Source organism: Rhodococcus sp. 06-221-2, assembly GCF_002258365.1.
Classification (GTDB): domain Bacteria; phylum Actinomycetota; class Actinomycetes; order Mycobacteriales; family Mycobacteriaceae; genus Rhodococcoides; species Rhodococcoides fascians.
On the sequence record NZ_NOYJ01000002.1, the window covers coordinates 1 to 26,619 of the forward strand.

23 protein-coding genes are annotated in these 26,619 nt (G+C 64.8%); 3 read left to right on the top strand and 20 right to left on the bottom strand.

Annotated features, from left to right (window positions below; genetic code table 11):
- Positions 1–575 precede the first annotated feature (575 nt).
- The gene (gene tyrS / locus CH281_RS00010) at positions 576–1,850 is read right to left on the bottom strand and encodes a tyrosine--tRNA ligase (RefSeq protein WP_094692579.1); all 1,275 of its coding nucleotides are present in this window, start codon (positions 1,848–1,850) and stop codon (positions 576–578) included.
- 38 nt (positions 1,851–1,888) lie between these two features.
- Positions 1,889–2,542, bottom strand: a complete 654-nt coding sequence (locus CH281_RS00015) for a DNA-3-methyladenine glycosylase (RefSeq protein WP_032374312.1) — start codon at positions 2,540–2,542, stop codon at positions 1,889–1,891.
- A 73-nt stretch (positions 2,543–2,615) separates the two neighbouring features.
- On the opposite strand from CH281_RS00015, the gene CH281_RS00020 reads away from it, so the two are divergent.
- Both CH281_RS00020 and CH281_RS00025 read left to right on the top strand, forming a co-directional pair.
- Positions 2,616–3,347, top strand: a complete 732-nt coding sequence (locus CH281_RS00020) for an ABC transporter ATP-binding protein (RefSeq protein ID WP_027497226.1) — start codon at positions 2,616–2,618, stop codon at positions 3,345–3,347.
- Entirely contained in the window at positions 3,344–4,099 is a 756-nt protein-coding gene (locus CH281_RS00025) for an ABC transporter permease (RefSeq protein ID WP_027497227.1), read from the top strand. Before CH281_RS00020 ends, CH281_RS00025 begins: the two co-directional genes overlap by 4 nt.
- 10 nt (positions 4,100–4,109) lie before the next feature.
- Here the strand turns inward: CH281_RS00025 and CH281_RS00030 are convergent, their stop codons facing one another.
- The 17 genes from CH281_RS00030 to infC form a co-directional block, all read right to left on the bottom strand.
- Positions 4,110–4,316, bottom strand: a complete 207-nt coding sequence (locus CH281_RS00030; protein WP_027497228.1) for a Trm112 family protein — start codon at positions 4,314–4,316, stop codon at positions 4,110–4,112.
- A 104-nt stretch (positions 4,317–4,420) separates the two neighbouring features.
- A complete protein-coding gene (locus tag CH281_RS00035; RefSeq protein ID WP_032365532.1) occupies positions 4,421–7,438 on the bottom strand; it encodes an AMP-binding protein in 3,018 nt (1,005 codons plus the stop codon).
- 101 nt (positions 7,439–7,539) lie between these two features.
- Complete coding sequence (gene argH, locus CH281_RS00040; protein ID WP_027497230.1) at positions 7,540–8,988, bottom strand: argininosuccinate lyase; 1,449 nt, start codon at positions 8,986–8,988, stop codon at positions 7,540–7,542.
- Positions 8,985–10,184 carry an argininosuccinate synthase gene (locus CH281_RS00045; RefSeq protein WP_032370344.1) on the bottom strand — a complete coding sequence of 400 codons (1,200 nt, stop codon included), beginning with the start codon at positions 10,182–10,184 and terminating at the stop codon, positions 8,985–8,987. Before CH281_RS00045 ends, argH begins: the two co-directional genes overlap by 4 nt.
- Before the next feature lie 52 nt (positions 10,185–10,236).
- Positions 10,237–10,752 carry an arginine repressor gene (locus CH281_RS00050; protein WP_032365512.1) on the bottom strand — a complete coding sequence of 172 codons (516 nt, stop codon included), beginning with the start codon at positions 10,750–10,752 and terminating at the stop codon, positions 10,237–10,239.
- On the bottom strand, positions 10,749–11,684 hold the full coding sequence (gene argF / locus CH281_RS00055) for an ornithine carbamoyltransferase (RefSeq protein ID WP_032365513.1): 936 nt from the start codon (positions 11,682–11,684) through the stop codon (positions 10,749–10,751). The genes CH281_RS00050 and argF overlap by 4 nt, the downstream gene beginning before the upstream one ends.
- Positions 11,681–12,886, bottom strand: a complete 1,206-nt coding sequence (locus tag CH281_RS00060) for an acetylornithine transaminase (protein WP_094692581.1) — start codon at positions 12,884–12,886, stop codon at positions 11,681–11,683. Before CH281_RS00060 ends, argF begins: the two co-directional genes overlap by 4 nt.
- The gene (gene argB / locus CH281_RS00065; protein ID WP_094692583.1) at positions 12,883–13,797 is read right to left on the bottom strand and encodes an acetylglutamate kinase; all 915 of its coding nucleotides are present in this window, start codon (positions 13,795–13,797) and stop codon (positions 12,883–12,885) included. The genes CH281_RS00060 and argB overlap by 4 nt, the downstream gene beginning before the upstream one ends.
- Positions 13,794–15,032, bottom strand: coding sequence for a bifunctional glutamate N-acetyltransferase/amino-acid acetyltransferase ArgJ (gene argJ, locus CH281_RS00070; protein ID WP_048318716.1), 1,239 nt, complete (start codon positions 15,030–15,032; stop codon positions 13,794–13,796). Before argJ ends, argB begins: the two co-directional genes overlap by 4 nt.
- Complete coding sequence (argC, locus tag CH281_RS00075) at positions 15,029–16,084, bottom strand: N-acetyl-gamma-glutamyl-phosphate reductase (protein ID WP_094692586.1); 1,056 nt, start codon at positions 16,082–16,084, stop codon at positions 15,029–15,031. Before argC ends, argJ begins: the two co-directional genes overlap by 4 nt.
- 52 nt (positions 16,085–16,136) lie before the next feature.
- A complete protein-coding gene (locus CH281_RS00080) occupies positions 16,137–16,691 on the bottom strand; it encodes a hypothetical protein (protein WP_032374313.1) in 555 nt (184 codons plus the stop codon).
- Positions 16,692–16,760: 69 nt separating this feature from the next.
- Positions 16,761–19,247, bottom strand: coding sequence for a phenylalanine--tRNA ligase subunit beta (gene pheT / locus CH281_RS00085; protein WP_032386898.1), 2,487 nt, complete (start codon positions 19,245–19,247; stop codon positions 16,761–16,763).
- 55 nt (positions 19,248–19,302) lie between these two features.
- Positions 19,303–20,370 (bottom strand): phenylalanine--tRNA ligase subunit alpha, encoded by a 1,068-nt coding sequence (gene pheS / locus CH281_RS00090; protein ID WP_027497240.1) that lies wholly within the window; start codon positions 20,368–20,370, stop codon positions 19,303–19,305.
- A gap of 70 nt (positions 20,371–20,440) precedes the next feature.
- Complete coding sequence (locus CH281_RS00095; RefSeq protein WP_094692588.1) at positions 20,441–21,247, bottom strand: TrmH family RNA methyltransferase; 807 nt, start codon at positions 21,245–21,247, stop codon at positions 20,441–20,443.
- 38 nt (positions 21,248–21,285) lie between these two features.
- Positions 21,286–21,675 (bottom strand): 50S ribosomal protein L20, encoded by a 390-nt coding sequence (rplT, locus tag CH281_RS00100; protein ID WP_008715924.1) that lies wholly within the window; start codon positions 21,673–21,675, stop codon positions 21,286–21,288.
- Positions 21,676–21,761: 86 nt separating this feature from the next.
- Entirely contained in the window at positions 21,762–21,956 is a 195-nt protein-coding gene (gene rpmI / locus CH281_RS00105) for a 50S ribosomal protein L35 (protein WP_008715923.1), read from the bottom strand.
- Between the two features lie 116 nt (positions 21,957–22,072).
- A complete protein-coding gene (gene infC, locus CH281_RS00110) occupies positions 22,073–22,813 on the bottom strand; it encodes a translation initiation factor IF-3 (RefSeq protein ID WP_045841242.1) in 741 nt (246 codons plus the stop codon).
- 379 nt (positions 22,814–23,192) lie between these two features.
- Between infC and CH281_RS00115 the strand changes: the two genes are divergently transcribed.
- Positions 23,193–23,573, top strand: a complete 381-nt coding sequence (locus CH281_RS00115; RefSeq protein ID WP_032365519.1) for a DUF1844 domain-containing protein — start codon at positions 23,193–23,195, stop codon at positions 23,571–23,573.
- Positions 23,574–23,654: 81 nt separating this feature from the next.
- Here CH281_RS00115 and uvrA read toward each other — a convergent pair whose 3' ends face one another.
- Positions 23,655–26,579, bottom strand: coding sequence for an excinuclease ABC subunit UvrA (gene uvrA / locus CH281_RS00120; protein WP_032374518.1), 2,925 nt, complete (start codon positions 26,577–26,579; stop codon positions 23,655–23,657).
- Positions 26,580–26,619 lie beyond the last annotated feature (40 nt).

Consider the following 26,619-nt stretch of genomic DNA (forward strand, 5'->3'; position numbering starts at 1 on the left):
AACTCTCCGTAAAAGACTCTCGATCAACAGTCGAAACTGCAAATCAGTCATAAACATAAAGAGTCAAATCACTAGCAAAAAAAACTCAACTAGCATTTTCAAAACAACACCCGACAACAACCACCACAAGCGGATGGCTGGTACATCGAATGCATTCACCAAATAAAATTCGGCACTGACATTCATCGACACACTGTTGAGTTCTCAAAGAACACGCACACACCATCCACGTCCGAGATGATCTCGTCGGTGTCCGGGGCAACCGTTCCAGCTTAGATCGGATGTTCAGGCTCAGTCAAACTGGCCTTCGATCCGCGGTTAAGACACAACCGAAGTAGTATCCGAACCAGATTGTGTAGAGCGCGTCCGCTTCGCTCAGGCCTTGCGGTCTGGGCTGGCGTCCGTGTCGCTCTGACTTGGACAAAGTTACGCCCCGGATAACAACGCGTCAAATCCCCAGGTCGTTCGGACACAATCGGTGTGAACAGCCTGGTCGCGCTCGATGGATTGCCCCTCGAGCGGATGTCCAAACCAAATTACATCAATGTGACTCCGGCCACTGGCCGATCCTGGATTCAGCGAGCCACGCGTGCTCCCGCAAAGTTCCGCTTCCCGCGCCGGACCACCAACCATTGTCCGTGCAAGAGGTCGTCGCTCGACGGTGTCCAGTTCTCGTCGGCGATCTTGACGTTGTTCACCGCTGCCCCGCCCTCTTTGACCGCCCGTCGCGCAGCACCCTTGCTCTCGCTCAACCCTGTCGCGACAAGGAGGTCGACGATCGTGTTCGGAGCACCCACCTCGATGTCGGCCACAGATGCCTCGTGCAACGCCGCTGCCAGAGTGCTCTCGTCGAGGTCGGTGAGCTCGGCCCGCCCGAACAGTGCTTGGCTGGCGAGTTCGACCGAGCGAGTCGCCTCTTCGCCGTGAACCAGAGTCGTCATCTCTGCTGCCAGTCGCTTCTGAGCTTCTCGCGCGTGCGGTCGCTCCTCGGTTGCTGTCTCCAATTCGGCCAGTTCGTCCTGGGACAGGAAGGTGAACCAGCGCAGGTACATGACCACATCGGCGTCACCGGTGTTCACGAAGTACTGGTACCAGGCGTACGGGCTGGTCATCTCGGGGTCCAACCAGAGACTGCCACCACCTGTGGACTTACCGAACTTCTTGCCGTCCGACGACGTGACCAGGGGAACGGTCAGCGCGTGAACCTGTTCGGCGTCCTGCCGACGGTTCAGTTCCACGCCGGCGATGATGTTGCCCCACTGATCCGAGCCACCGATCTGCAGACTGCAGCCGTACTCCCGGCGCAGCTGGACGTAGTCGTTGGCCTGCAACAGCATGTAGCTGAACTCGGTGTACGACATGCCGTCGCCCTCGAGCCGAGTCTTGACCGTCTCCCGCGCGAGCATGACGTTGATCGAGAAGTGTTTGCCGACGTCTCGGAGGAAGTCGATGGTGGACAACTCCCCCGTCCAGGACAGGTTGTTGACCACGACGCCACCGGTAGGGCCGTCGTCCAGGTCTACGAACCGTTCGAGCTGCCCCCGGATACGCGACGCCCACTCGGTGACCACCTCACGGGAGTTCATGGTCCGCTCCCCCACATCGCGAGGATCACCGATCAGTCCGGTTGCGCCGCCCGCCAGAATGATCGGCCGATGCCCGGCCCGCTGGAACCGCTTCAAGGCGAGCAGCGGAACGAGGTGGCCGGCGTGGAGCGAGGGTCCGGTCGGGTCGAAACCGGAGTACAACGTGATCGGCCCGTCCGCGGTGGCCTTCTTCAGTGCTTCCACGTCGGTGGACTGCGCGATCAGTCCGCGCCAGGTCAATTCGTCGATGATGTTCTCGCTCACGACGTCGATCTTCCCGCATGCACTTGCCGCCGCCTCGTTCAGCCCTCACGCAAGCCGGGCTGGGGAGCGCGGGGACTGCGCCGGTAGTTCGACACTGCAGGCGAGGCCGGTAGCCAGAAACGCCACGGTCTGTCTGCTGCCACGCTCACACCCACGCGTGGGCCGACTTTCAACGCCTCGTCGCCCAGCGGATGTTCGAGCAGCTCGAGGGTGATCGGTGACGACGCGTCGAACAGATCGGTCCCGTTGTCGGCAAGTCCCACTCCGAGTGCTCGTCCGAGATTGCCGGGCCCTCGAGCCCACCCGGCCTCGACCCGCGCTGTTCGCGACTTTCCGCCACCGCGCCTGCCGTCGACGAGGTCGTGACCTGCAACTACCTGACCGGCTCGAAGCAGGACGGCAGCGGCCGTCCCGTCCGGCCCGCAACTGACGTTCATGCACAGGTGCATGCCGTAACTCAGGTAGACGTACAGCCGACCCGCCGGACCGAACATCACGGCATTTCGGGGTGTCGGACCACGGAAAGAATGCGCAGCGGGATCGGGCCACGGACCGTCGACCGGACCGCCGTATGCCTCGACCTCCACGATGCGTACCGACACCGCGCCTGCATGGACGGTGGCCCCGAGGATACGTCGGGCTGCGTCGTCCGGCTCTCCGATTTCCAAGTCAGCAGCGTTCACCCGTCCCATGATGCTGAACCCTTGACCTCGAGGCATCGACGGGGCTATGACTGCATCGATCGATGAGAGTCTGGAGGCCGACATGGCGTTCACCGGGCAACATGCCGTCGAGATCACAGGGTTGACGGTTCGCCGCGGCAACCGAACGGTGCTGCACAATCTGTCCCTGACGATTCCGCGGGCTGCCATCACCGGCCTCCTCGGCCCATCGGGCTGCGGAAAGACCACGTTGATGCGCGCCATCGTCGGCACGCAGATCGTTGCCGGCGGAACCGTGACAGTGCTCGGATGCCCAGCCGGCTCCACCTCCCTGCGCCGCACCGTCGGGTACGTGACGCAGGCACCGAGCGTGTACCGAGACCTCACCGTTCGCGAGAACGTGCAGTACTTCGGGTCGCTCTACGGTCGCCGCCACTCCGAGGTGGCGTCCGCCATCGCGGCTGTCGGACTCACCGACCATGCGGCGTCGCGGGCGGGTGAGCTCTCCGGTGGCCAACTGAGCCGGGTCTCCCTGGCCAGCGCGCTGGTCGCCGAACCCGAACTCATCGTCCTCGACGAGCCGACGGTCGGGTTGGATCCCGTCCTTCGCTCGGAACTGTGGTCACGATTCGCCGCAATCGCAGCGGTAGGTACGACAGTGCTGGTCTCGAGCCACGTGATGGAGGAGGCAGAACACTGCAGCCAGCTCGTACTGATGCGCGACGGTGCCGTCCTGGACCGATCGAGCCCCGAAGCGCTACTGGCGCGGACGAAGGAAACGAACCTCGACCGCGCATTCCTCTCGCTCATCAGATCCACGGAACAGACATCGTGAACGCACGAATCTACGCAGCGGGTACGGGTCGAATCCTGCGCCAGCTCAGAGCCGATCACCGATCGGTGGCCATGGTCCTGCTCGTGCCGTCTCTACTGATTGTGTTGCTGTATTTCCTGTACCGAGACGTCCCGGCTCCGCCGAACCAACAATCGTCGTTCGATCGAATTGCGATCACGATGCTCGGCATTCTGCCGTTCGTCGTCATGTTTCTGCTCACGTCGATCTCGATGCAGCGTGAACGCAGCACGGGAACACTCGAACGCCTGCTGACCACACCGATGTCCAAGATGGACCTGCTTGCGAGTTACGGCTCGGCGTTCTCGCTCGCCGCTGTAGGGCAGGCGCTGCTCGCGTGCGCACTCGCATTCGGATTGCTCGGGCTCGACATCGAAGGCTCGATCGGGTGGGTTCTGGTGATCGCGGTACTCGGGGCGATGCTCGGAGTGGCGATCGGGCTGTTGTGCAGCGCTTTCGCACGTACCGAATTTCAAGCGGTCCAGTTCATGCCGGTCGTCGTGATCCCGCAGCTCTTCCTCTGCGGGCTCCTGGTGGCCCGCGATCAGATGCCGAGTTGGCTCGGTGCAGTCAGCAACCTTCTGCCGCTGAGCTACCTGGTGGACGCCCTGCAGGAGATATCCGTCCACCCCGATGCAACCAAGCGCATGGGGGCCGACATCGCCGTGGTCGTGATGTTCACCGTGGCAGCGCTGACCGGTGCGGCAGCGACATTGCGTCGGCGGACACCATGAACGAGGTGGTCTAGGACGTGGCGCGCGCCAGAATCGACTCGTGCTCGGCGTCGTCGACATCGCGCGCATCGTCGGCGAGCAACACCGGAATGCCGTTCTCTATCGGATATGCGCGACGCAGTCGCGGGTTGTAGAGCAATTCGTCCTCGACGAGCAGGAGCGGGCCCTTGTCCACAGGGCACGCGAGGATGGAGAGCAGTGTCGAGTCGATTGCCACAGGTGTCCTTCTGTCTGCTCCGACCGAGTCGGAGTGATGGTCTTCGTTCACGCTACCGAACGCCGATTGTTTCCGTCGTCGGGGCCGCCGGCCGTTCCTTCATGTCAGGAAGACTTCTCGGCGGTGGCCTGACGTCCCACGAAGCGTTCTGCCACAACAGCTTTCGTCAGTCGTCGGTAGCTGTTCGACTCCGGATCGTAGTACCACGATCGTGCGCTCGGAGTAGGAATTCCTGCCTGTTTCAATGCAGACGCGTTGGGTCGATAGGCGCGACCGACCGGGATGTCGGACACAACGTGGACGATCGCCGGGCGCTCGTCCGGAAGCAGGACTCCCAGGGCATCGGTGAGAGCGCGAGCGGTGATCACCGCTTCCGGCTGCAGGGAGACAGCACACACGGCAACCTCGGTGGCCGACGCTTCCATGCGGATCGACCGTGGCCCGTCGACGGCAACACGAACCCCGTAGACCACGGCCGAACCGACCTGATCGAGATCGCCGACGGCGTCGACGATCGGCTGGGTGTACACCGGACCCCGCGCCGAGCGAACAACGGTGTCCTTACGATCGATGAGCCAGTAATCGCCGTCCGAATCACGCCGGAACAGGTTCTCGGTGGGTATCCACGCGTCGGTGGGCTCGAAGACCCCACGCATGACATGGCTGGTCGCTTCACCGTCACCACTCGGGCGGCCCAGGAGCAGCCCGATCTCGTCGTCGCGGCACTGCCGCACGAATCCGTCGTCGTCCTCTTCGAGTCGGCCGGTGATCGGGTCGTACGCCGCCAGAGCCACTCGCGCACTGCCGGGCAGAGGGCGTCCCTTCGAGCCGATCTTCGTCCCGGCGACATTGGCCAGAATGACGTCGTTCTCGGTGGAGGCATAGAACTCGAGCACTCGCGCCGGGGTGAACTTCGCCAGGGTGCGACGCCACAATCCCACCGGCATACCGGAGCCGATGAACAGCCGAACCGGGTGACCGGTGTCGACCGGGAAGCGCCCGTCGTCGACGATCTGCTGCATCATCGTCCAGGTGTAGCTGACGACAGTGACGCCGTAGCGGTACACCTCTTCCCTGAAGCGCTCGGGATCGAGACCACGGGAGAGCGCGATCCTCGATCCGCCGGCAAGCGCGCCGCCGATGGTCACGAGTATGCCCGCCGAATGATGGAGCGGTGCAAGGCAATACACAGTATCGCCGGGACCGAGAGCAGCCGTCGTCGCGGTACCGAATGCGGACAGTGCCCAGCGATGGTTGGTGATGTATCGCGGTTCGAGACCACGGTCGGTGGTGGTGAACAGAATCATCGCCAGTTCGCGAGCGCGACCGGGATCCGGCTCGAACCAGGCCGGTAGCCGGACGGCGTCGGGGTCGATGGCTTCGAGGTCGATCACTTCGTAGCCGTCCGGAACATCGAGCCGCCGCGTCTCGCCGCCGCCGAGCACCAGCACGTTGGGCGCGACCGGAACGGCCGCCGCGGCATTCTCCGGATCGGCGATCACAGTGTCGACGTCCACGGTGCGTAACGCGGCAGTGAGGTCGCTACCCGGCTGCAGCAACACCGGAACAGCGCCGATGCGCGACAGAGCCGCGATGGCGGCGAGGGCACTCGGCCTGGTCTCCATCAGCACACCGATGCGCGATGCAGGCCGTACACCGACACTGATCAGACCTCGAACCACGTTGTCGATACGCACGTTGACGGCGTCGTAGGTGTGCACTCGGTCGTCGAAGAGGAAGCACTCGCCGAGCGGGGACTTTCTGCCCTGCTCAGCGATCAAGCGGCCCAACGAGACCCGACTGTGCGGCTGCATCTGCCCCAGCCGCGCCAGCCGCGGAAGGGTGCGCACGGCCTCGGTCGAGATCTCACGAGTGCCGCGCACGGCACCGGTCGCGGCCGAGGCCAGTCCGCGTCCTACACCTACTCCCACTTCGGCGATGGAGGCAGCGGTGTGAATGAGCCTGTTGGTGATCGACACTCCGCTGTCGCTGTCCGAGTGCTCTTCGTGTTCCATGACGCGCACGGCCTCGGGCTTCGGTCCGAGGTTCTCGCGCCACCGAATCCAGTTTCCAGTGGTCGGCCATGTCTGCGCAGCTGCCGTGCTACCCACCACGAGACCGAAATGTCCTGCACGCAAGGTTGTTTCGAATACCTGAGCACGCGGTGCGGCACGCCGGATTCCGCGCACCGCCAACGGCTGTCCGATGTCGTCGACCTCGCCGACGAACGCCAAGACCGGCACCGTCAACTCGGCAAGCGTCAACAACCTGTCCTTGATGACGAAGCCGCCGGTCATCATGCGGTTGTGCACGACGAACTGCCTGAGCAACTCGGCCACGGCGGGCCCGGACCACGCCACCCAGCCGTCCATCGCCAGGAAGCGGCGCTGCGGCTCCCGAGGCAACAGCGCTTCCCGATCGTGCAACTGTCGCAGGAAATCCAAACGAGACCGCACGGTCTTCGCCGGGTCGAGCAGCTGAAATCCCGTCCGCGCCATCCACCCCGACACGGCCAAGCGCGTGAATACATGGTCGGCGAGAAACTCTGCGCCCCGAGTAGCGACACCGGCCGGGATACCCAACGGCAAGCCGGCCAAGGTGTCGACCGGAGCCCCGAACGTGATGAGGCTGGCCAGGTTTCGTCCACCTCGATAGGCGGCAGCTTGGTAGCAGAACATGCCGCCCTGCGAATACCCGCCGAGGTGAACGTCGCGGCCGGTGTGCTCGTGCACCTTGTCCACGACCTCGCTGATGGCGACGACGTGATCGGCCAGAGTACGGCTCCACCCGCCCTCTTCGGTATCGGGCGAACCGAAATCGACCACCCACGGGTCCATGCCCATGCCGTGCAGAATGCCGGCCGCACCTTGATCGGTGGTGACGTCGTACACGTCCGCGGAGACCATCATCGGCGGAATCAGCACCACCGGAGGACTGTCCACGGGAACGTCGTCGGGGAAGTAACGCCGCAACCGATACATCGGCTCGCGGTCCATCACCCGGAAAGGCGACGGATCGACCTCGGTCTCGAGACCACCCAGCCGGATGACCTCGAGGCCGTTCTGGGCCGTTGCGATAGCACGCCGCAGTGGACCACGTACCGCGTCTGCATTCAGTCCCACAAATACACTCCTGCGTTCGGCCCCGACGGAACGACCGACATCGGTCTTCGCGTGACGAAAGCTTCTCACATCACACTCGTGGAATACGGCGAGGATGTCGACTAGTGCCGCAACACCGGCACCTCGGCCCACGCGCGCAACGTCGACGCAGTCGCCCGCACACCACCGAGCTGGTGCGCCACCTGAACCGCCGCGGTGCCGCCGCGAGCATCACGCGAGGAAATGGAACCCTCCACGGTGAGCACCTCGCGCACCGCCGGAGTGAGCGCCGGATCGATCGACGCGAGCTCGTCGTCGGTCAGATCCACCAGCCCGACGCCCCGCGCTTCCGCCGCGCGCACGCAGGCTCCCGCTGCCTCGTGAGCTACCCGGAACGCAATCCCTTGCCGCACCATCCATTCGGCGATGTCGGTGGCGAGCGTGAACCCGGCCGGCGCGAGTTCGGCCATGCGATCGGTGTGGAACTCCAATGTCGCCGTCAAACCGGTGAGTGCCGGGAGCAGCAACTCGAGCTGAGCCACCGAATCGAAGACCGGCTCCTTGTCTTCCTGAAGATCCCGGTTGTACGCCAAGGGTTGTGCCTTGAGGGTGGCCAACAGGCCGGTCAGATTTCCGATCAGGCGGCCCGTCTTGCCACGAGTCAACTCCGCGACGTCGGGATTCTTCTTCTGCGGCATGATCGAGCTGCCCGTCGACCATGCATCTGCGAGAGTCACGTAACCGTATTCGGGTGTGCTCCACGAGATGACCTCCTCGGCGAACCGAGACAGGTCCACCGCTGTCATCGCCAGGACGAACGCGGCTTCCGCCGCGAAATCACGCGAGGACGTGGCGTCGATCGAGTTCTCGGCGGACGAATCGAACCCGAGTTCGGCGGCGATCTTCTCGGGGCTCAGACCGAGCGAGGAGCCGGCCAGAGCGCCGGAACCGTAGGGCGACACTGCCGCTCGCCTGTCGAAGTCCGCGAACCGCTGGACATCACGCAGCAGCGGATGGGTATGTGCGAGCAGATGATGCGCCAACAACACCGGCTGCGCCGCCTGCGAATGAGTCTTGCCGGGCATGACCGCGGTGGGGTGAGCCGCAGCCTGAGTTGCCAATGCGTCCACGACGTCGAGAACACCGACCGCCACCCGACGGACGGCGTCGCGCAACCACATCCGGAACAGGGTCGCGACCTGATCGTTGCGTGAGCGGCCGGCGCGCAGGCGACCACCCACCTCGGGTCCGACCCGGTCGATCAAACCGCGTTCGAGGGCGCCGTGCACGTCCTCGTCCGACTCGGCCGCGACGAACTCACCGGACGCCACGTCGTCGGCCAGCCGCTGCAAACCGTCGAGCATGGTCTCGAGGTCCTGCGGGGTCAGCAGTCCGGCACCGTTCAGAACCCGAGCGTGCGCCATGGACGCACGGATGTCGTAGGGCGCGAGAACCCAGTCGAAGTGTGTCGATTTGCTCAGGGCAGCCATGGCAGCCGCCGGGCCGGAGGCGAAGCGCCCGCCCCACAGCGAGCCTTCGTTGGTTCCGTGTGCGTTGCTCGAAGTGGTCACAGGCCCAGGTCCCGCTTCGCTGCGATCTTGGAGGAGAGCCCGTGCAGCTGCACGAATCCCTTGGCCGCCGACTGATCGAACGTGTCGCCCTCGTCGTAGGTGGCGAGGTTGAAGTCGTACAACGACTCTCCGCTGCGACGGCCGTTGACGATGATTCCGCCCGCGTGCAGCACCAAGCGGATGTCGCCCGAGACGTGTTCCTGCGTGTGCTGAACGAACGTGTCGAGTGCACCCTTGAGCGGCGAGTACCACAGGCCGTCGTAGACCAGCTCGGCCCACTTCTGGTCGGTATGACGCTTGTAGCGGCCGAGTTCGCGCTCGAGGGTCACGTGCTCGAGTTCTTCGTGCGCACGGATCAGGACCATCGCACCGGGAGCCTCGTAGATTTCACGGCTCTTGATGCCGACGAGCCGATCCTCGACGACGTCCAATCGGCCGACACCCTGAGCGCCCGCACGGGTGTTGAGTTCTTGGATCGCACCGAGCACCGACACCGGACGGCCGTCGATGGCGACCGGGCGACCCTTGTCGAACGTGAGGATCAGTTCGTCGGGTGCCTGGAAGTTGACCGTCGGATCCTCGGTGTAGTCGTACACATCCTTCGTCGGCGCGTTCCACAGATCTTCCAGGAAGCCGGTCTCCACTGCTCGTCCCCACACGTTCTGGTCGATGGAGAACGGTGACTTGGTGGTGACGTTGATCGGAATGTCGTTCTCCTCGGCGAACGCGATCGCCTTCTCCCGGGTCCACGCGTAATCGCGTACCGGTGCCAGCACTTCGAGCTCCGGAGCGAGCGTGTTGAAACCGACCTCGAACCGGACCTGATCGTTGCCCTTGCCCGTGCATCCGTGGGCGACGACGGTTCCGCCGTGCGCACGTGCGTTCTCCACCAGATGCTTGACGATCAGCGGGCGGCTGATGGCCGAAACCAACGGATACCGATCCATGTACAGCGCGTTGGATTGCACCGTCGGCAGGCAGTACTCGTCGGCGAACTCGTCCCTGGCGTCGACGACGACCGATTCGACTGCGCCGCAGTCCAATGCGCGCTGGCGGACGACATTCATGTCCTCACCGCCCTGGCCGAGGTCGATGGCAACAGCGACGACCTCCTTGCCGGTCTCCCGTCCGATCCAGCTGATGGCGACAGAGGTGTCGAGTCCGCCGGAGTAGGCGAGGATGACGCGTTCGGCCATGGTGATGACGCTCCTTCGTGGTTCGTGTGGTGCAGTGCGGAGTGACCGGATCTCAGTTTCCGCGTCGAGCGAGCTTTTCTATCTTGTCGGCGATCTCGCCGCCGGTGGTCGGTTCACGGGCGATGAGCAGGATCGTGTCGTCCCCGGCGATCGTTCCCACGACTTCCGGCAATGCAGCACGATCGAGGGCGCTGGCCAGGTAATGCGCAGCTCCGGGCGGTGTCCGCAGAACTGCCTGGTTTCCGCTGTGATCGGTGGACACCAACAGCTCCCCCAACAGCCGCAGGAGACGGTCGGTTCCGCCCGACACCCCGCGCACCGGGCTGCCGTCCTCGGGGACCACGTACACCCCGACGCCGCCGTCGGGAGCGCGCAACTTCACCGCACCCAACTCTTCGAGGTCACGCGACAGCGTCGCCTGGGTAGTGTCGATCCCCTCGGCGGCGAGCAACGACGCCAGCTGCGGTTGACTGCGCACCTGATGCGTGGCCAGCAACGCGATGATCCGCGCCTGTCTGCCCGCGCGGGTCGACGCGGTCAGCGGAACCGCAGTGACGTCGTCACTCACGGTCGCCGAGCCTGCTCGAGGAGCCAGACCAACAGTGCTTTCTGCGCGTGCAGACGGTTCTCGGCCTCGTCCCAGACGACACTGTGCGGACCGTCGAGCACCTCGTCGGTGATTTCCTCGCCGCGGTGGGCAGGAAGGCAATGCAGCACGACCGCATCGGATTTCGCCTTCGACAGCAGCTCGGAGTCGATGCGGTAGGGCCGGAACGGAGCGACTCGATCGAGTCCGTCGTTCTCCTGACCCATCGATGTCCAGGTATCGGTGACGAGAGCGTCGGCACCGTCGGCGGCCTCGTCGGGGTCTTCGGTCACCGTGATGGACGCTCCGGTCTCCTCGGCGCGCGCACGTGCGGCATCGAGGACGTAACCGAGTGGTGCGAATTCCTTCGGAGCGGCGATCCTGACATCGAGTCCCGCGGTCACTCCGCCGATGAGAAGCGAATGTGCCATGTTGTTGGCACCGTCGCCGAAGTACGCCAGCGTCCTCCCGGTCAGGTTTCCCTTGTGCTCGATCAGCGTCTGCAGATCGGCGAGGACCTGGCAGGGATGGAACTCGTTGGACAGCGCATTGACGATGGGAATCGTTGCACCCGTTGCCATCTGCTCCAGCCGCTTCTGGCCGAACGTACGCCAGACGACCGCCTCGACGTAGCGGGACAGCACGCGGCCGGTGTCCTGCAGAGTCTCCTCGCGTCCCAGTTGAGTGTCGCTTCCGGTGACCACAACGGCGTGGCCACCCAACTGCGCAATGCCCAACTCGAACGAGAACCGAGTTCTGGTGGAATTCTTCTCGAAGATCACACCGACGCCCTTCGGCCCCTCGAGCGGCCGCTTGGAGAACGGAGCCCGCTTGATCTCGGCCGCGAGCGCCAGGATTTCTCCCTGCTGCTGCGGGGTGATGTCGTCGTCGCGAAGGAAGTGCTGAACGGTCATGGCTGGTGTGCCTCCTGTGCTGCGTCGAGAATTGCCGGTAGTGCCGAGACGAACGACGCGGCCTGCTCTTCGGTGATGATCAGCGGCGGTGCGAGCCGCAATACGTCTGGTTGCGCTGCATTGATCAGGAAGCCTGCGTCACGGGCCGCCGCCTCGGCCGCAGGCGCAACTGCGGCCGTGAGCACCACTCCGAGCAGAAGCCCGGAGCCCCGAACATGGCTGACGAGAGGGTGTTCGAGAGCCTCGATGGAATGAGCGATGGTCTTGCCGAGACTGTCGGCGTGCGAAACGAGGTCGTCGGCGGCAATGGTCCGCAACACAGCCAACGCAGCAGCGGCGCAGACCGGGTTGCCGCCGAAGGTGGTGCCGTGCTTGCCCGGATGCAACAACTCCCCCGCCGCCCCGATACCGATGCAGGCTCCGATGGGCAGACCCCCGCCCAGCCCTTTGGCCAAGGTGATCACGTCGGGCACGATGCCGACCGACTGGTGGGCGTAGAACCAGCCCGTGCGGCCGATACCGGTCTGCACCTCGTCGAGGACCAACAGCGCGCCGTGCCTCGCCGTGATCTCACGTGCGGCAACGAGATACCCGTCGGGAGGAACGACCACGCCGCCCTCCCCCATGATGGGTTCGAGAAACACTGCGGCGGTGTCGGAATCGACGGCTGCCTCGAGCGCGGCGATGTCTCCGTAGGGCACGTGCTGGACACCGGCAGGCATGGGTTCGAACGGAATTCGCTTGTCGGCTTGTCCGGTGAGCGCCAGTGCACCCATCGTCCGTCCGTGAAAGGCCTTCTCGGCGGCAATGATGTGGGGACGACCGGTCAGACGCGCGATCTTGAACGCCGCCTCGTTGGCCTCGGTACCCGAGTTGCAGAAGAACACTCGTCCCGTCGCACCCGCACCCAGATGTGCGAGCAATTGCTCGGCCAGTTCGATACCCGGTTCCGTCGCATACAGATTCGACGTATGACCCAGAGTGGAGAGCTGAGCAGTGACCGCCTCGATCACCGCAGGATGAGCGTGGCCCAGGATATTGACGGCGATACCGGCCAGCAGGTCGAGGTACTGCTTGCCGTCGGCGTCGGTCACCACAGCGCCTTCGCCTCGGACGAGCGCTACGCGCGGCACACCGTAGTTGTCCATCAGCGACGTGGACCACCGCTGCTGTAGATCGACCGTGGACTGCGTGCCGGTCATGACGTGACTCCTGACGTAGACGAGTGATCGGGGGTGACCATGGTGCCGATCCCCTCTCCGGTGAACAGCTCCACCAGAACCGAATGTTCGACGCGACCGTCGATGACGTGCGCCGACGGCACACCGGCACAAACGGCCCGCAGGCACGCTTCCATCTTCGGAACCATTCCCGCATCGAGCGTGGGCAGCAATGCGTCGAGTTCCGACGCGTCGATTCGAGAGGTCAGGGAACTGCGATCGGGCCACGCCGTGTAGAGACCCTCGACATCGGTGAGCACGACCAACTTCTCTGCCCCGATCGCACTGGCGAGAGCAGCAGCAGCGGTATCGGCGTTGATGTTGTGCACCACGCCGTCACTGTCGGGTGCGATGGTGGAGACCACCGGAATGCGGCCTGCGGCAATCAGATCGAAGATCGCCTTCGGATCTACCGAGGTGACGTCGCCCACCAGACCGATATCGGTATCGACGCCGTCGACCAGGACCGAACGACGCGTCGCGGTGAACAGGTGTGCGTCCTCCCCCGAGATTCCGACGGCATACGGCCCGTGACTGTTGATCAAGCCGACGAGTTCACGGCCGACCTGCCCGAACAGCACCATCCGAACGATGTCCATGACTTCCGGTGTGGTGACCCGAAATCCGCCGCGGAACTCACCCGTCAGGCCCAGCCTGGTGAGCATGGCCGAAATCTGCGGGCCTCCGCCGTGCACGACGACGGGGTGAATTCCGACGGTGCGTAGAAACACCATGTCGGCGGCGAACGCTCGTTTGAGATCGTCGTCGATCATGGCGTTCCCGCCGTACTTCACCACGACGATCTTGCCCGAGAAGCGCTGGAGCCAGGGCAGCGCCTCGGCGAGCGTGAACGCCTTCTGCGCTGCCGTCAATTGCGTTGCAGCAGCAGTCATGACGAGTACGCCGAGTTCTCTTCGACGTAGGCGTGGGAGAGATCCGTCGTTCTGATCGTGGCCGTACCGGACCCGAGTCCGAGGTCGATGGTCACGGCGATATCGACTCCCGACAGGTCGACCTCGCGCGCACCCGGAGCGCCGACGCCGTCGATGCACACCGGATTGCCGTTGAACGACACAGCAATCCGATCCGGATCGAGTTCGATCGGAGCAATACCGATCGCCGCGAGTACACGGCCCCAGTTGGGGTCCGAACCGAATAGGGCCGTCTTGGTGAGACTGTCCCTGGCGACCGTCCTCGCACCGACGAGAGCCTCGTCCTCGGATACTGCACCGGAGACGGTGATCTTCACTCGCTTCGTGACGCCCTCGGCATCGGCCATCATCTGATCGGCGAGGTCGTCGCATACCGCCAGAACAGCAGCGTCGAGGTCCTCCTGCGACGGGCTCACACCGCTCGCCCCGGAGGAGAGCAGCAGTACCGTGTCGTTCGTGGAGGATGCGCCGTCGACGTCGAGTCGGTCGTAGGACAACCGGGTGGCCGCACGAAGCGCGGTGTCGAGCTGCTCCGCGGTCGCGACGGCGTCGGTGGTGATGACACTGAGCATCGTGGCCAGCGAGGGTGCGAGCATGCCCGCGCCCTTGGCCATGCCACCGACATTCCACTTGTCTGCGTGATGAATCGCGGCCTGCTTCGGAACGGTATCGGTGGTCATGATCGCGTAAGCGGCATCGGTGCCACCGGAGATACCGCCGGCCAGTTCGTGCACCACCTCGGTCACCCCCGGCAACAGCTTGTCCATCGGCAACCGATCGCCGATGAGACCTGTCGAGCACACGGCAACCTCGATGGCCCCTGTTTCCGAACCCCAGTTGCTCAACACGGATGCGACCTCCTCGGCCGTCCGATGCGCGTCCTGGAAACCGGGTGCACCGGTACAAGCGTTGGCACCGCCCGAGTTCAACACCACCGCGCGAAGCCGACCGGTGGTGAGCACCTGCTGCGACCACAGCACCGGCGCGGCCTTGACCTTGTTGCGGGTGAAGACGCCCGCTGCCGTGAAGTCCGGGCCCTCGTTGAACACCAGAGCCAGATCGGACCTGCCACTTGCCTTGATACCCGCGGGAATCCCGGCCGCACGGAATCCGGCGGGAGACGTCACGCCCTGGGAACGCACGAGCTTCCCCGCGATCGAGGCGACCGTATCCGTCTCGCTCTTCAGGCCGGTCATGGAGCAACTCCTACGGTAGAGAGACCGTCGGTCTCGTCGATTCCCAACGCCAGATTCATCGATTGCACTGCTGCACCGGCTGTTCCCTTGGCCAGGTTGTCGATGGCCGCGATGACCACCAGCAAGCCGGCGTCTGCATCGACGGACACACTCATCTGCACGGCGTTCGATCCGATGACCGAACCGGTCTGCGGCAGCCGCCCGGCCGGAAGAACATGAACGAAAGGCTCTGCGGCATAGGCCTTCTCGTACACCTCGACGGCCTGAGCCTCGGTAGCGGTGGTCACGGCCGTACAGGTGGACAGAATGCCACGCGGCATCGGCGCGAGTACCGGAGTGAACGACACCGACACGTCGGTACCGGCCACAGCCGACAGGTTCTGCACGATCTCGGGAGTGTGCCGGTGCGCGCCTGCTACCGCGTATGCGCGAACCGAGCCCATCACCTCGGAGCCCAGCAGGTCGGCCTTGGGTGCCCGGCCCGCACCGGACGTGCCGGTGACCGCAACGATGTTGACCCGTGGCTCGATGATTCCGGCGGCAACTGCCGGGGCCAGGGCTAGGCTCGACACCGTCGGATAGCACCCGGGCACGGCGATACGCGTGGCCCCGACCAGGAGCTCGCGGTGCCCCGGTAGCTCCGGGAGCCCGTACGGCCAAGTCCCCGCATGCGGGGACTTGTAGTACTTCTCCCAGGCTGCCGAGTCGTTGAGGCGGAAATCGGCACCGCAGTCGATGATCACCACGGATTCGGGCAACTGGAGCGCGAGTTCGGCGGATTTACCGTGCGGCAACCCGAGGAAGATCACGTCGTGTCCGGCAAGTTCGTCGACCGTCGTGGGGCCGAGCACACGGTCGGCAAGCGGCAACAGGTGGGGATGGAACTCACCCAGTGTCGCGCCTGCATTGCCACCCGCAGTCAGCGCTCCGATGACCAACGAGCCGTCGCGAACAGCTGGGTGGCCGAGCAGCAGGCGAAGGATCTCACCACCGGCGTAGCCACTGGCACCCGCCACCGCGATGCGCTTCGGCGTTGCCTCCGAAATAGTCATGCGGTTTATTATGCAGCATCATGCAAGCTCATTCATCGGCGGGCCAGAAGCGCTAGCTGCTACCCATCGATCTACGAATTTCGTCGAGCTTCTTTCGGCCGGCTTCCTGCCGATCGTTCCACTGTTTGTCCAGGTCCTGACCGGCTCTCGATTCCCGGTCCAGCTCCTCCGCCCCGACAGCCGTACCCGAGCGATGCTCCACCTTCTCTCGCACCCCATCCCAGGTCGGCACCCCGGAGTCGGTGAACTCGCCCGTAGTCGCACCGCCGACATAACCCCCACCCGGGCCGACGGGAAGGTCGTCGACCAATTCCGCATCGATGACGCCCGGCACCGTTCCGCCCAACGGAGCTCTCGGTGGTGGATCGCCGAGCGGCTGGTCGATACGAGGTTTCGTCACCTGCGGAACATCCACATCGGGAACGGTTCCCGGCGGGACGCCGCGATCCGGACCGGCGGGCTCGGGTTCCGCCGTCCCCAACTCGGCCGCCAGAGCGGATGCCGCCGCTGCCACCGGAGCCAACCGAGGTCGGCCGGCCACCGCCGCGAGAACCTCGTTCAACACCTGCAGATCCGAGGCCGTGGCTTGCGTGTCGGATTCACTCATCGGCTGCTCCCGTCGTCGTGCCCGTCATGACACCACGCTACGCACAACACCGGCCGCGCCGTCGACGGTTCAGCTACGCAGCTGGGCACCGACCGCTGTGGATGCCGCCGCCACGGCTGCGTCGCGAGCCGCCGTCGCCTGATCCTCGGTCAGGGTTCCGTCCGAACCGCGGAACCGGAGGGCGAACGCCAACGACTTACGCCCCTCGCCGACCTGTTCACCCTCGTAGACGTCGAACAGTCGGATGGACTCGAGCAGTTCTCCACCGCCGATCGTCAGTGCTGCCTCGACGGAGGCCGCGGGCACAGACGCGTCGACCACGACAGCGACGTCCTGCAACACGGCCGGGTATGGGGATACTTCGGGGGCCGGAAGCGATTCGACGACGGGCAGAGCGCTCAAACTCAGCTCCACCGCACACGTACGCGGCGGCAAACCGGCTCGCTCGAGCACAGCCGGATGCAGTTCGCCTGCGTGCCCGACGACCTCACCGTCGAGAAGAACCTCGGCGCACCGGCCCGGATGCCAGGGAAGGTGTTGTGCTGCACGAAGATCGACGTGCACGCCGGACGCCGCGGCAACCGTGCGCACAGCGGCGAACGCGTCTGCAGCCTCGGCTGCTCGGCCCGGCCCCCACGGCCCGGAGGGCTCACGCTGACCGGCGAGCACCACGCCCACGTGTACCGGCTGTGCGGGGAGAGACCCACGGAGCATCGCGATCTGATCGTCGGTCGGTCGCCGATCGACCGGCAACGCGTCCACTGCAGCGGTCGCGTCGTGCCGGAGAACGACCTGGGCGATTCCGAACAACGACACGTCCCGCTGACCGCGCGCGATGTTCCTGCTCAGCATTTCGAGCAGACCGGGAAGCACGGTCGTCGCAAGCTCGGGGCGGTCGGCCTCGAGCGGGTTCAACACCGACGTCGTCGCCCGGCGCGGGTCGTCCGCGTCGAGGCCCCACGTGTCGAAGATTCCCTTGGGCAGGAACACCGGCGGAAGAACTTCGACATAGCCGGCGAACGCAAGGGCCTTGCCGACTGCCCGCCGACGCTTCTGCTCGGCGGTGAGGCCGCGCCCACCGGGAGCGGACGGCAGAATCGACGGGATCTTCTCGAGCCCTTCGAGCCGCAGCACCTCTTCGACCAGATCGGCGCGCTGCACCAAGTCGGGTCGCCACGAGGGAGGATCGACGACCAGTTGTCCGTGGCCGCCACCGTCGACATCCACCTCGACGGTGCATCCGATCTGAGCGAGCCGTCGAGCAGCGGTCCCGTCGGGGTACTGCACACCCGCGATCCGATCGGGCAGGTCGAAGTCCATCGTCACCGATGGGAAACGGGCAGCCTCGCCGATGTCGGTCAGCACCGGTTCGATACGTCCACCGGCGATCTCGACGAGCAACTGTGCGGCCCGATCGAGCGCCGCAACCGGGAGCGCCGAATCCACAGTCCGCTCGAAACGTTTGCTCGCCTCGCTCGACAGCTTGTGGCGACGGCCGGTTCGGAACACCGCGAGCGGATCGAACGATGCTGCTTCGAGAACGACATCGCTGGTCGAGTCGTCGACCTCGGTGGACGCCCCGCCCATGACGCCGGCCAACGAGATGGCTCCCGTTCCGTCGGCGATGACCACGTCTTCCGCATCGAGCGACCGCTCGACGCCGTCGAGCGTCGTGAGCGTCTCCCCCGCATTTGCGCGCCGCACGACGAGATCACCGTCGAGCTTGCTCGCGTCGAAAGCATGCAACGGCTGGCCGAGCTCGTGGAGCACGTAGTTGGTCACGTCCACCGCCGCCGAGATCGGTCGCACCCCGGCCAGCAGCAATCTCCGCTGCATCCACCAGGGAGTGACGGCAGCGGGATCGATACCCACGACCTTGCGCAGAGCGAACCGAGAAGCACCGGACTCGGGCTCGACCGTCACGGGCCAGGCGTCACCGGTGACCTCGGTGGGCATCGTGCGCGCCGGATCCACATACGGAAGATCGAAGCTGCACGCCAACTCACGGGCCAGGCCGCGCACCGAGAAGGCGTACCCGCGATCCGGTGTCACGTTCAGCTCGATCACCGAATCATCGAGACCCAGAACGACTTTGGCATCGTCGCCGGGCTGCGCAGTCCCTTCCGGTAGCACCAGGATGCCGGAGTGGTCCCGGCCGAGACCGAGCTCGAGCGTCGAGCAGATCATCCCGTTGGAGTTGCGGCCGTACGTCTTGCGCGACGCGATGGCGAACCCGCCGGGCAGAACGCTGCCGGGCAGCGCCGCGACGATCAGGTCCCCCTCGGCGAAATTGCGTGCACCGCAGACGATCTCCTGCGGCTCGTCGGCCCCCACGTTCACGAGGCAGAACCGAATGGGCTTCTTGAATTCGGTCAGTTCCTCGATCGACTCGACCCGACCCACCACGAGGGGCCCCGTCACGTTGTCCAACGAGACCAGCTCCTCGACCTCGAAACCGACGCGTACGAAACCCGCGTCGAGCTCGTCGGGCGAGACGGACCAGTCGGGAGTACCCGCGTGCAGGACCTCGGTCAACCAGGAATGTGGGACTCGCACGTGTGCTCAGCTCTTTCTTGTATCCGAGATGAAGTGGGGCTGGAGAGTGGCCGCGTCAGGCCTGAACACCGAAGGGCAGAGTGAACCTGATATCCCCCTCGACGATGTCCCGCATGTCCGGGATGTCGTTGCGGAACTGCAGAGTTCGCTCGAGACCCATGCCGAACGCGAAACCGGTGTACACCTCCGGGTCGATGCCGCTGGCCTGCAACACCTTCGGGTTGACCATTCCGCAGCCACCCCATTCGACCCAACCGGCTCCACCCTTCTTCTTCGGGAACCACACATCGACCTCGGCGGAGGGCTCGGTGAACGGAAAGTAGTTGGGCCGCATCCGAGTGCGCGTATCGCTGCCGAACAGAGCCTGCGCGAACGCGTCCAACGTTCCGCGCAGATGCGCCATCGTCAGGCCCTTGTCGATCGCGAGCCCCTCGACCTGATGAAAGACCGGAGTGTGCGTCGTATCGAGCTCGTCGGTACGGAACGTTCGGCCAGGGCAGACGACGTAGATCGGTACGTCGCGGGAGAGCATGGACCGCACCTGCACCGGCGACGTGTGCGTACGCAGTACCTGCCGCGAGCCCTCCGGTGCGATGTGGAACGTGTCCTGCATCGTGCGAGCCGGGTGATCGGGCAGGAAGTTCAACGCGTCGAAGTTGAAGTGCTCGGTTTCCACCTCGGGGCCTTCTTCGACCTCCCAGCCCATACCGACGAAGACATCGGCGACCTGCTCCGAGATGATCGTGATGGGATGGCGCGCTCCGACGGGTGCCCGGTCGGTCGGCAGCGTCACGTCGATCGTCTCGGCCACGAGAATCGCTGCATCGCGCTCCGCCGACAGCACTGCGCGGCGCTCGTCGAAGGATTTCTGCACCCGGTCTCGTGCCACCTTGACGCGCTTGCCTGCGTCCGCCTTCTGATCACCGGGTAGAGCTCCGAGGGCGCGCTGAGCCAACGCCAGTGGCGCCTTTCCACCCACGTGATCGATTTTGACCTTCGTGAGCGCATCGAGGTCCGACGCGTCGGCGAACGCCTGCTCGGCCGAGTCCACCGCAGCGTCGAGTGCGGACTCTTCGAGAACGCTCGGATCTACCGGCTCGGGCCCGGACTCTTTCTTCGCCACGACAGATGCACTCCTCGAATAATGGTCGGTCTGCACGAAGCAGAGTGGTAACGATCCTAGGCGACCGTATTCACGGGGTCGCCGACCGTCGTCGAACACGGGCGCTCGCGTAGAGGCACAGTGCCGCGGCGGTCGCCAGGTTCAGACTCTCCGCCCGACCGTGGATGGGAATTCTGATCCGGTGATCGGCAGCTTGGGCAACGGGGAGGGACAAACCGTGGGCCTCGTTGCCGAACAACCACGCAGTCGGCTGCTCGAGCAGCTCGTCTGCGTCGTCCAAGTCGACTTCGCCGTCGGCGGCAGTCGCCACGACCGTCAGGCCGGCACGGCGCAGTGCGTCGATACCGTCTTCGATCGAGCGCTCCCGCGCAATGGGAAGATGGAAGACGCTGCCGGCCGAGGCCCGCACGCATTTGCCGTTGTGCGGGTCGACGGAGTCGCCGAGCAGGACCACCGAATCGGCCCCGGCGGCATCGGCAACACGAATGATCGTGCCGGCATTACCAGGCTCGGCCATTTGCACCGGAACGGCCACCAGCCGCGGTTTTCCTGCCAACGCACGGTCGATCGGGACGTCGACCAACTCGGTGACTGCGATCAGACCCTGCGGGGTGACGGTGTCCGACAATGCCTTCGCAGCACGATCGGTGATCGGAAACATCCGTGCGCCACCGGCCTCGATGGAGGCGATTAGGCTCTCGTGTCGGTCGAGGGCATCCGCGGTGAAGAACAGCTCGCGGACCGAACCGAACCGAGCAGCCTCGGACACAGCGTTGAAGCCCTCGGCAAGGAACAGTCCCGTCTTCTTGCGCTCTGCTGCGCGAGCGAGCTTGACGGCCGAAACGACCCGCGGAGTTCGCTCGGTCAGCGAATCCACGGGTCGTTTCGGAGTTGAATCGTCGTGCGGCAACTCGCTCAGGCTGCTTCTCCAGCAGGAGCGTTGACATCGGCAGGCAATGCAGCCTTGGCGATGGCGACCAAGCCGGCGAATGCCTCGGCATCGGACACAGCGAGCTCGGCGAGGATCTTGCGGTCCACCTCGACGCCCGCGGCCTTCAGGCCCTGGACGAAGCGGTTGTAGGTGATGTCGTTGGCCCGCGCTGCAGCGTTGATACGCGTGATCCACAGCTTGCGGAAGTCACCCTTGCGCGCGCGGCGGTCCCGGTACGCGTAGGTGAGCGAGTGGAGCTGCTGCTCCTTGGCCTTGGTGTACAGACGTGAGCGCTGTCCGCGGTAGCCCTTGGACGCTTCGAGAATCGAACGGCGCTTCTTCTGGGCGTTGACGGCCCTTTTTACGCGTGCCACTGGTGAATCCTGTCGATCTGGGGGCGTGTGAAACCCCGAATGGTAATGGGATGAAGCCGACCGAAATCAGTCGGCGGCGAGCCGGATCAGATGCCGAGCAGGCGCTTGATCCGAGGCACGTCGGCCTTCTTGACAACGGCGACACCATCGAGGCGACGAGTCACCTTGGTGGGCTTGTGCTCGAGCAGGTGGCGACGGCCGGCCTTCTGGCGCAGGATCTTGCCGCTGCCGGACACCTTGAATCGCTTCTTGGCACCACTGTGCGTCTTCTGCTTGGGCATGAAATCCTCTGTTCTGTATTAGCTCTTCGGTGGTGCATGGCACAGCCACGCAGCGCCTCGGAACGGACTGCGCACCGAGGCGGGTGCGGGACTGTCTTACTGGTAGAGCGCGAAGCTCAGTTGGTCTGAGCCGGAGTAGCCGGAGCTGCTGCGGCCGGTGCCTCGGCAGCCGGAGCTGCTGCGGCGGGCTGTTCCGGCGCGGGGGCCGGTGCGCGTTGCGCAGGCGGCGCGGCAGCGCTTTCCTGAGCCTTCACGCGAGTCTTGGCACCCTTGTGCGGAGCCAGGACCATGGTCATGTTGCGGCCGTCCTGCTTGGCCGACGTTTCCACGAAACCGAGTTCCGCGACGTCGGCACCCAGGCGCTGCAACAAACGGAAACCCAGCTCGGGGCGCGACTGCTCGCGACCACGGAACATGATGGTGACCTTGACCTTCGAGCCGGCTTCGAGGAAGCGAACCACGTTGCGCTTCTTGGTCTCGTAGTCGTGCGCGTCGATCTTGGGGCGGAGCTTCTGCTCCTTGATGACGGTGAGCGTCTGGTTCTTGCGCGATTCGCGCGCCTTCTGCGCAGCCTCGTACTTGAACTTCCCGTAGTCCATGATCTTGCAGACCGGCGGACGTGCGTCGGGAGCTACTTCGACAAGATCGAGGTCGGCTTCGAGAGCCAAGCGGAGTGCATCTTCAACACGCACGATCCCCACCTGTTCACCGCCTGGTCCGACAAGACGGACCTCGGGAACTCGGATGCGATCGTTGATGCGGGTCTCAGTGCTGATGGGGCCTCCTAGGTAGTGCGGTGTGGTGTGTAACCCGACCGCCTGCCACTTACACAGCCCGTCGCCCTCGAACCTCGACATCACGCTCGGCGAACCAACACCGAAAACGAAAAAACCCTGCAGCCGGTCTGTACCGACAGCAGGGCCCGATGTCGACCGGTCGATCCGTACGACATAGCGCGTCGTACAGTCTCCTCACGAGGAGGAAGCACTGGGGAATCCCGATTGGGAGACCTTCGTGCGACCGGACCGGAAGCGATCCATTCGGATCACATACCGGTGGGAGTCGGGCTCCACTTGCTGCCTCCATGCGGTGAACTCCATCGAGGAGCGCACGCCGAAGACGGTCGTCGAGTCAGACTACCAGCAGAATGCCGAAACCGACAATCGCACCGGTCGATGAAGCCGAGTCGACACCCGATCCGACCGACGGCACCCGCGGCGTGGGATTCTCGTAGGTATGACCAGTTCATCCACGCCCGCCGATCCCGCAGGCTCCGACCCCACCGGTATCGAGCAAGAAGTCCGGGAACTCGCCGAGGTTCCCGCGGTCGAGGTCATCAGCCGTGCAGCGGTGATGCTGATGAGTTCCGCGGCCGAGAAGCTGGGTCTGTCCGAGCCCGATCCCGCGGAGAGCCCCTACCTCGATCTCGACGAGGCCCGACGCGTCATCACCGCACTCGCCGGCTTGGTCACCGCGTCGGTCGAGTACCTCGGTCCCCACGCTGGACCGATTCGCGACGGCCTCCAGGCACTGCAACGCGCGTTCCGGGAAGCCTCGGCACACCCGGACGAGCCAGGACTCGGCCCCGGTGAGAAGTACACCGGCCCGGTGCACTGAACGAGCGCACCCCACCCCACCCACAGACGACGAAGCCGCATCCGGCAATCCGGATGCGGCTTCGTCGTCGACGTGTTCGCGTCAGACCGCAGCGACCTTACGAGCCCGACGCTTCTTCGGGGCCGCCTTCGGCGTGGACGCCACTACCTCGCGGGAGAGCGCCTCCTGCAGGAATTTTCCGGTGTAGCTTTCGGGCACCGCTGCTACGGCTTCCGGATTACCCTGCGCCACAACCGTTCCGCCGCCCGAACCACCTTCGGGCCCCATGTCGATGACCCAGTCGGAGACCTTGATGACATCGAGATTGTGCTCGATGACAATCACGGTGTTCCCCTTGTCGACGAGTCCGTTCACCACGCCGAGCAACTTCCGGATGTCCTCGAAATGCAGGCCCGTGGTCGGCTCGTCGAGAATGTAGACGGTGCGGCCGGTCGATCGCTTCTGCAACTCGGCTGCGAGTTTCACACGCTGAGCTTCGCCGCCGGACAGTGTCGTCGCCGGTTGACCCAGGCGGACGTAACCGAGGCCGACCTCGACGAGTGTCTTGAGGTACCGGTGAATAGACGTGATGGCCTCGAAGAAGTCGGCAGCCTCCTCGATCGGCATGTCCAGGACCTCGGCGATGGTCTTGCCCTTGTAGTGCACTTCGAGCGTCTCGCGGTTGTAGCGAGCGCCTTCGCACACCTCGCAGGGGACGTAGACGTCGGGCAGGAAGTTCATCTCGATCTTCAACGTGCCGTCTCCCGAGCATGCCTCGCACCGACCGCCCTTGACGTTGAACGAGAATCGCCCGGGCTGATACCCACGAACCTTGGCCTCGGTGGTGGCCGCGAACAACGTACGGATCTTGTCGAACACCCCGGTGTACGTCGCGGCGTTGGACCGGGGCGTGCGGCCGATCGGCGACTGGTCGACGCGAACCAGCTTGTCCAGTTGGTCCAGACCGTTGATCCGGGTGTGCCGACCGGGAACCTGCCGGGCACCGTTGAGCTTGTTGGCCATCACGGTCGCGAGGATGTCGTTGACCAGCGTCGACTTACCCGAGCCCGAGACACCGGTGACCGACGTCAGAACACCGAGAGGGAAGCTGACGTCGATTCCCTGGAGGTTGTGTTCACGGGCACCCACGACGGTGACCTGTCGCTTCTTGTCGACCACCCGACGGGTGTCCGGCAGCGGGATCTCCATGCGACCCGACAGGTACGCACCCGTGAGCGATTCGTCGTTGGTGAGGAGGTCCGCGTAGGAACCGCTGTGCACGACGCGTCCGCCGTGCTCACCGGCCAACGGTCCGATATCGACGACCCAGTCGGAGGTACGGATGGTGTCCTCGTCGTGCTCGACGACGATCAATGTGTTGCCGAGATCGCGCAGTCGCGTCAGCGTGTCGATGAGCCGGCGGTTGTCCCGTTGGTGCAGTCCGATGGACGGCTCGTCCAGTACGTAGAGCACGCCGACGAGGCCGGAGCCGATCTGCGTGGCGAGCCGGATACGTTGGGCCTCGCCGCCGGACAGCGAGCCCGCGGTGCGCGCCAACGACAGGTATTCGAGACCCACGTCCAGCAGGAAGCCGAGTCGAGCCTGAACCTCCTTGAGGACCTGGCCCGCAATCGCTTCCTCGCGTCGCCCCAGAGTGAGACTGTTGAGGAAGTCGGCCGTATCGGCGATGGAGAGTTCACACACCTCGGCGATCGACTTCGGCCCGAAATCACCTGCCGCGATGGTGACCGACAGAATTTCCGGACGCAGCCTGGCTCCGTTGCAGGTAGGACACGGAACGTCGCGCATGTAGCCGTCGTAGCGTTCCTTCATCTGTTCGGATTCGGTCTGCTCGAGGCGGCGGTGCAGGAAAGGCATGACGCCCTCGAACTCGGCGTAGTACGACCGGGTGCGGCCGTACCGGTTCTTGTACTTCACGTGCACCTGGTGGTCGCTGCCCTCCAGGACAGCTCGCTTGACCTTCGCCGGCAGCTTGTTCCACGGAGCGTGCAGATCGAAGCCCATGGCGTCGGCGAGTCCGGACAGCAAGCGACCGAAGTACTCCGACGTCTGGCCCATCGACCAGGGCGCGATGGCACCGTCGGCCAGACTCAGATCACCGTCGGGCACCACCAGCTCGGGATCGACCTCCTTGCGCACGCCGAGCCCGACACAGTCGGGGCAGGCACCGTAAGGCGAGTTGAACGAGAACGATCGCGGTTCGAGGTCGTCGATGGACAGCGGGTGGCCGTTGGGGCACGCGAGCTTCTCCGAGAAACGACGCTCCCGATCGGGGGCGTTCTCCTCACGGTCGACGAAGTCGAGAACCACGATGCCGTCCGCGAGCCGCAGTGCGGTCTCCACCGAGTCGGTGAGCCGCTGCTTCGAGCTGGACTTGACGGTGAGTCGGTCGACAACGACCTCGATGTCGTGTTTTTCCTGCTTCTTCAAGACCGGCGGGCTGCTGAGCTGGTGGACGACACCGTCGACGCGCACACGTGAGTAGCCCTGGGTGTTGAGCGAGTCGAACAGGTCGACGAACTCGCCCTTACGGGTTCGGACCACCGGCGCGAGGACCTGGAATTTGAGGCCCTCCTCCATGTCGAGAACCTGATCGACGATCTGCTGTGGGGTCTGCTTGGCGATCTGCTCGCCGCACACCGGGCAGTGCGCAGTGCCCGCCCTGGCGTAGAGCAACCGTAGGTAGTCGTAGACCTCGGTGATGGTGCCCACGGTGGAGCGTGGGTTGCGGTTGGTCGACTTCTGGTCGATCGAGACCGCGGGCGACAGGCCTTCGATGAAGTCGACGTCGGGCTTGTCCATCTGCCCGAGGAACTGCCGTGCGTATGCGGACAGCGACTCCACGTAACGACGCTGGCCTTCGGCGAAGATCGTGTCGAAGGCGAGAGACGACTTGCCCGAACCGGACAAACCGGTGAACACGATCAGCGCGTCCCGGGGCAGGTCGATATCGACCCCCCTCAAGTTGTGCTCCCGTGCACCTCGCACTATCAGGCGATCCGCCACTGTGTTCCCTTCTTTTCTCACGAGCACGTCGAGCCGTGTT

What these genes read in the sequence shown, in the direction of transcription:
- argF (WP_032365513.1), bottom strand. Translation starts at nt 11,684, where the DNA reads ATGACCGTTCAGCACTTCCTTCGCGACGACGACATCACCCCGCAGCAG.
- argC (WP_094692586.1), bottom strand. Translation starts at nt 16,084, where the DNA reads ATGACTATTTCGGAGGCAACGCCGAAGCGCATCGCGGTGGCGGGTGCC.
- CH281_RS00020 (WP_027497226.1), top strand. Translation starts at nt 2,616, where the DNA reads ATGGCGTTCACCGGGCAACATGCCGTCGAGATCACAGGGTTGACGGTT.
- CH281_RS00115 (WP_032365519.1), top strand. Translation starts at nt 23,193, where the DNA reads ATGACCAGTTCATCCACGCCCGCCGATCCCGCAGGCTCCGACCCCACC.
- CH281_RS00060 (WP_094692581.1), bottom strand. Translation starts at nt 12,886, where the DNA reads ATGACCGGCACGCAGTCCACGGTCGATCTACAGCAGCGGTGGTCCACG.
- infC (WP_045841242.1), bottom strand. Translation starts at nt 22,813, where the DNA reads ATGTCGAGGTTCGAGGGCGACGGGCTGTGTAAGTGGCAGGCGGTCGGG.
- CH281_RS00045 (WP_032370344.1), bottom strand. Translation starts at nt 10,184, where the DNA reads ATGGCCGAACGCGTCATCCTCGCCTACTCCGGCGGACTCGACACCTCT.
- CH281_RS00015 (WP_032374312.1), bottom strand. Translation starts at nt 2,542, where the DNA reads ATGGGACGGGTGAACGCTGCTGACTTGGAAATCGGAGAGCCGGACGAC.
- argB (WP_094692583.1), bottom strand. Translation starts at nt 13,797, where the DNA reads ATGACTGCTGCTGCAACGCAATTGACGGCAGCGCAGAAGGCGTTCACG.
- rpmI (WP_008715923.1), bottom strand. Translation starts at nt 21,956, where the DNA reads ATGCCCAAGCAGAAGACGCACAGTGGTGCCAAGAAGCGATTCAAGGTG.
- CH281_RS00080 (WP_032374313.1), bottom strand. Translation starts at nt 16,691, where the DNA reads ATGAGTGAATCCGACACGCAAGCCACGGCCTCGGATCTGCAGGTGTTG.
- argJ (WP_048318716.1), bottom strand. Translation starts at nt 15,032, where the DNA reads ATGACCGGCCTGAAGAGCGAGACGGATACGGTCGCCTCGATCGCGGGG.